We start from the raw sequence: 5,520 nt of genomic DNA, 5'->3' as shown, positions 1-5,520 counted from the left end.
ATTTCGCTTTGCTTTATACCATTAACCTCCAGTTATGCAAAAAATTATTTTTGGTTTGTTTACATTTTTTTTGTTTGGCTTTGCAAAAGCACAAGCGGTCAAGGTATTGGTAGCGGATAAAAAAATAAGTATGCGTGGGCTGAGTGTGGTAAATGATAAAGTAATTTGGGTTAGCGGCAGCGAAGGTACCGTGGGCAGAAGTATAGACAGCGGCTCCACCTGGAAATGGATAAAGGTGAAAGGTTTTGAAAAAACTGACTTCAGGGATATTGAGGCTTTTGATGGTATGACCGCTGTAATTATGGGTACTTCCGACCCGGCGTATATTTTAAAAACAGTTGATGGGGGCGATAGCTGGAAAGTGGTGTACGAAAATAAAACCAAGGGCATGTTTTTAGATGCCATGCATTTTTGGAATGAGATGAGCGGCATTGTAATTGGCGACCCTGTTGATGATAAAATTTTTATTGCAAGAACTTTTGATGGTGGTACAACGTGGGAAAGTATTCCACCACAGTATTTTCCTGTTGCAGAAAAAGGTGAAGCCTGTTTTGCATCGAGTGGCACTAACATTGCTGCATTAAATTTAAGCGAAGCAGTTTTTGTTACAGGCGGTTTACACAGCCGCATGTTTATACGCAATGATAAATTTGAAATGCCGTTACTGCAGGGTAAAGAAAGTACCGGCGCCAATTCGGTGGCTGTAAAAAATGTAAAAAAGAAACCAACTATAATTGTTGTTGGCGGCGATTTTACCACCAAAGATTCCACCACAAAAAATTGCTGCATTACCACCGATGGTGGTAAAACTTTTACCGTGCCGGAAATTGCGCCGCATGGCTACAGGAGTTGTGTGGAATATTTGCAAAAAAATAACTGGTTAAGCTGCGGACTAAATGGTGTGGACTACAGTACAAATGATGGCAAAACATGGACATGGATTAGCAAAGAAAGTTTTCATGTTTGTAAAAAAGCAAAAAAAGGTAAGGCTGTTTTTTTTGCAGGTAATGGTAAAATTGGTAAACTGGTACAATAAATGTTAGGTGTAACCGGGTATGATAAAACTTATTCTTGCTGTAAGTATTTTATTTTTTTGTAACTGCACTGCGGCGCAAAATAAAAATATTGCAGCCATCATTACTAAAAATACTGTAAGGCAGCCGTTATACATTACTGCTCATGCGGTAAATGAAAAATCCACTTTCATCTATTGCGATTTTGCAAAAGCGCCGCTTAATTTTAAAGACAGCATAATTAATTTTGATAAGGTTCAGGTAACTGCAATTGATTTAGTATTTACAGATTTTCCTTCTTACAATGATTTAATAAAGCTTAATACACAGAGAATAGAAAATCTATTTACAAAATATCCTTCTCTTGCAAAAAATAAAACCATAGCCTGGAAAGTAGTAAGGCAAACCGATGGTGGTGAAAAAGATTCGGCTCTACATCTTTTTCATGGCTTTGTAATTTATTACCGGCCATTGCAAAACAAAACCACCATGGTTACCGATCTTATTAAATTAAAAGAAATGCTGGCGCCAAAAGACAGCATGGCTAAAAGAAGAAATGGTTTTGTAACCGGCGACACTACCGAACTGCGTAAGCAGTACGAAATTGAAGATTATACTACTGTTTTAAAATTGCCTGTGAAAGAAGCATTGCAATATTTAGGTATTGATGAAAGAGAAAAAGTAATTTATAAAAATTATGATTCGTTGTTTGTGTATTTAAAACCATCTGGTGACAGTTCTTACAAACAAACTTTAAAACCGCCAGTTGATTCTACCGTTTTAAAAGTACTTGACCGTATGCAATGGAAAAATATGCTGGTGGTGGCCGATGTTACGGCAAGCATGTATCCTTACACCGGACAATTATTGTACTGGTTACAATTGCATGAAGATGAAAGACGCATTAACCAGTTTGTATTTTTTAATGATGGTGATGATAAGGATGATGAACAAAAAATTATTGGAAATACTGGTGGAGTTTACACTACTCCATCATCTGTTTTTGAAGTAGTGGAGCAGTTGGTTTTTAAAACCATGAGCAACGGTAATGGCGGCGCCATCCCGGAAAATAATATTGAAGCATTAATAAAAGGAACAGCTGCCTGTAATAATTGCGATGCTGTGGTGATGATTGCAGACAACAATTCTGCTGTAAGCGATATGGCATTACTAAAACAGTTACATAAACCGGTACACATTATTTTGTGCGGTGTACACGATGCTGTTACTTTGGATTATTTAAATGTTGCAAAAGGCACCAGCGGTTCTGTGCATACGGCAGCAGAAGATATACAACTGGCGAATTTAAAAGAAGGAGAAAAAATTATTATCAATGGCCGCAGTTATATTATTACTAAAGGCAAATTTGTTGTGGAGTAAAAAAAGCCGGTGAAGAATCACCGGCTGGAAAATGGATATTTAACACTTCTATTTATGCAGAACAATTTTACCTAAATCCGTATCGTTGCCACGGCGGATTGGAATATTATTGATAACGGAATCTTTATAACCGTTGGATGGTTTAATAATAAGAGTAACTGTATTGGTCTTAATGCCCCTGATTTTAAATTCTCCATCATTATCGGGAATTGCTCTTAAGGTATCGTTACCAGCAATTACCATTAGTGTTGCCGGTAAAGCGCCTGATGGCCTTATTTCTCCTTCCAGCTCACCAGATTTACCATGACTGAAATGCCCAATTTTTAATTTCAATTCCCATCTGCCGTTATGAAAACGGATAGAACCATGCCCATCGAAATCTAACCAAATGCGTAAATGACGTGGGTCTAAATGATCTACATCGCCATGTACATCAATGGTTATTACTTTATCAATATTAGTGAGCAGAATAATTGCACCGTTTAATACAACCGAGTTACGTGTGCCCAATGTAATTCTTATTTTTTCCACTTCGCCGTTGGGTATATAGCCTGCTGCCAATAAAGTATCCAGGCCGTTTCTAAAACGCAGGATATTGTACACTCCTGCTCTTATAGTAAGTGTATCCCAGCGTTCTCTGCCAGTTGAATCTTCTACTTTTACTTCAACCCTTTGTATATCTAAAAAAATAGAATCGAAAATTACCGACGGGTCATCGGTCATCATAATTTTTAATTCGCTTTTTCCGGGAGGTAAAGCACCCGGGCCGGCAGAGGTTTCTTTTTTACAGGAAATAAATACTACAATCATTGTTGTTAAAAACAAGGATAAAAAAAGCAGTGATTTTTTGATTTTCATACGAATAATTTTTATGTGACTAATTTTTTACTTTAATATTACTGCCAAATTAATACCTATAAAACCTGCAGCAATACTAATGTTGCCGAGCAGTAAAAATTACCTGCTGAACAGGAAAATAAAAAGGTTGTATGAAAACGGGAGATTATTTTTTAAAATCGAAATTTACAGCTCCCTGTATTAAAGCAAAGCTTACCAGGTGTTTCCAGTGAAAAGGTTCTTTTAAATACAATACAGCAAACACGGCGAAAACCACCAACTAATTACCTCCTGCGTAATTTTTAAATGAAAACCATTAAACAATATTCAAAAAAAGCAATGCCCCCAACTAATGCCAATGCCTTTCCACAAAGAAATTTCTGTATTTTTCAAATGACCGTACCAGGCGAAGGGTCATAAATATGTTGGAGGTGATAAGGAGGAGGATTCTGCGGAGCATTATTCAAATATATTTTTGGCAGGATTTTGCCTGCTGTCAAAAATTTGAAGCAGCTCAATCCTTTCTTCGAATACTTCGTAATAAAGGATATTATGTTTGGTGATAAAGATTTTTCTAATTGTTGGATATCTGGAAGATTTTCGGCTGATTGAAGGATTTATGGCAATGGCATCCACTTTTTTATAAAAGGTCCTTAAAAATTTCTTTGCAACATTTACAGACCATTTTCTTTCTAAATAAAAAACAACAGCATCCAAAGATTTTAAAACGTCGGTTGAAATAATTACTTCGTAAGCCATTTTGCAAAATGTTTTTTTACCTCATCATAAGTATGAAATTCGCCTTTTTTTATTTCTGCTCTTGCCTTTTCAATTTGTTCCCATTGTCCTTCAGTTAAATCATCTTCATCAGTATGTACAGAAGTTTTATAATCTACTGCATCATCATAAAGCATTTGCAAGGCTGTTTCATCTTCCATATCTTCTATCAGCTTGTAAATTTTTTGTTTAATTTCTTCTTTGCCCATAAAAAAGCATTTTTATAAAAATACTGAATTTTTTACTAAATAAAAAGCCCGGTAAAACCAGGCTTTAAAATATGCTGCAAAAAAAATATTAATTCAAACTTCTAAAATCCACCGGCACCAGTTTACTTACACCGGCTTCCTGCATGGTAACACCATAAATTACATCTACTGCACTCATGGTTTGTTTATTATGCGTAACAATGATGAACTGGGAGTTTTCACTGAATTTTTTTATCATGTTGGTAAATTTGCCCACATTGGCATCATCCAGCGGCGCATCTACCTCATCTAAAATACAGAATGGTGCAGGCTTAATTAAATAGATAGCAAACAATAAGGCCGTTGCAGTTAATGTTTTTTCTCCACCACTTAACTGGCCAATTGATGATGGACGTTTACCTTTTGGTTTAGCAACAATATCAATACCGGTATCGGCTAAATTTTCAGGGTCAACCAAAACCATATCTGCAGTATCATCTTCGGTAAATAAAGCCTGGAAAACTTTTTGAAAATTTTCTCTTACCTTATTAAATGTATCTAAAAACTGCTGGTTAGCTGTTGCTTCCACTTCCTGAATAGTAAGCATTAAACTTTCCTTTGCAGTAACCAAATCATTCTTTTGCTCTAAAATAAATTCGTAGCGCTTCTTCATTTCGGTGTACGCTTCAATTGCCGTAGGATTTATTTCGCCGATATTTTCTAAACGTTTACGCTGCCTTTCATTTTTTTCCTGCAATTCTTCCAATGGCGTATCGCCGGTTCTTGGTTCATCAATAATGGCATCAAGGTCAACTTTAAATTCTACGTTCAGCCTTTCCTTCATGCCGGCCAACTGCAGTTTTAAATCGGTTAACTTATCTTTTATTTCATTTAATAAAGTATCAATACCTTCTTTACTTTTTTGTTTGTGGCGTAACTCACTTTCTTTTGCAGCCAAAGCATTTCTTAAATTGTAATAAGCCTGGTCTGCTTCATTCAACTTCTTTTCTTCGCCTTCTTTATTCTGCAGCATGGTTACCAATAAAGTTTCCAATGCCTGCAATGCAATGGCAGTTTCGGAAATACTGGTTGCTGCTTCGTTTAATTGTAAGCTGCTGCTTTCTATTTGTGTTTGTAAATCTTTTAACTGGTTGCTTTTAAATTCAAATTCCTGCTTTAAAGAAATTACTTTGCTTTGCTGTTTGGTAAATTGAAGATTACTGTCGTTAAATGTTGCCGTTGCAAAATTATATTCCTGCTCAGCAGTGGCATAATCCTGTTCTATCAAATGCATTTTATCTCCCAACTCTTCTAACTGGGTGTTG

7 protein-coding genes and 1 pseudogene are annotated in these 5,520 nt (G+C 36.1%); 2 read left to right on the top strand and 6 right to left on the bottom strand.

The window, feature by feature from the left end; all coding sequences use genetic code 11:
- Nucleotides 1-34 precede the first annotated feature (34 nt).
- The gene (locus ACY65O_RS01080) at nucleotides 35-1,036 is read left to right on the top strand and encodes a WD40/YVTN/BNR-like repeat-containing protein (protein WP_462218995.1); all 1,002 of its coding nucleotides are present in this window, start codon (nucleotides 35-37) and stop codon (nucleotides 1,034-1,036) included.
- Between the two features lie 19 nt (nucleotides 1,037-1,055).
- Nucleotides 1,056-2,393: a hypothetical protein gene (locus ACY65O_RS01075; RefSeq protein WP_462218994.1), complete on the top strand. Its 1,338-nt coding sequence runs from the start codon at nucleotides 1,056-1,058 to the stop codon at nucleotides 2,391-2,393.
- A 48-nt stretch (nucleotides 2,394-2,441) separates the two neighbouring features.
- On the opposite strand, the gene ACY65O_RS01070 is transcribed toward ACY65O_RS01075, so the two are convergent.
- The 6 genes and pseudogenes from ACY65O_RS01070 to ACY65O_RS01045 all read right to left on the bottom strand — a co-directional run.
- Nucleotides 2,442-3,251 (bottom strand): DUF4382 domain-containing protein, encoded by an 810-nt coding sequence (locus ACY65O_RS01070; RefSeq protein WP_462218993.1) that lies wholly within the window; start codon nucleotides 3,249-3,251, stop codon nucleotides 2,442-2,444.
- Between the two features lie 145 nt (nucleotides 3,252-3,396).
- Complete coding sequence (locus ACY65O_RS01065; RefSeq protein WP_462218997.1) at nucleotides 3,397-3,507, bottom strand: DMT family protein; 111 nt, start codon at nucleotides 3,505-3,507, stop codon at nucleotides 3,397-3,399.
- Between the two features lie 50 nt (nucleotides 3,508-3,557).
- Nucleotides 3,558-3,623: a hypothetical protein gene (locus tag ACY65O_RS01060; RefSeq protein WP_462218996.1), complete on the bottom strand. Its 66-nt coding sequence runs from the start codon at nucleotides 3,621-3,623 to the stop codon at nucleotides 3,558-3,560.
- Nucleotides 3,624-3,689: 66 nt separating this feature from the next.
- A complete protein-coding gene (locus tag ACY65O_RS01055) occupies nucleotides 3,690-3,989 on the bottom strand; it encodes a type II toxin-antitoxin system RelE/ParE family toxin (protein ID WP_462218992.1) in 300 nt (99 codons plus the stop codon).
- Entirely contained in the window at nucleotides 3,974-4,216 is a 243-nt protein-coding gene (locus tag ACY65O_RS01050; protein ID WP_462218991.1) for a hypothetical protein, read from the bottom strand. Before ACY65O_RS01050 ends, ACY65O_RS01055 begins: the two co-directional genes overlap by 16 nt.
- 88 nt (nucleotides 4,217-4,304) lie before the next feature.
- Nucleotides 4,305-5,520, bottom strand: a pseudogene (locus tag ACY65O_RS01045) (chromosome segregation protein SMC); the annotation flags it as partial.

It is taken from the genome of Ferruginibacter sp., from assembly GCF_031430955.1.
Lineage (GTDB): Bacteria > Bacteroidota > Bacteroidia > Chitinophagales > Chitinophagaceae > Ferruginibacter.
The sequence above is the reverse complement of the archived record's forward strand: the minus strand, read 5'-3'. Positions and strand labels throughout refer to the sequence as shown.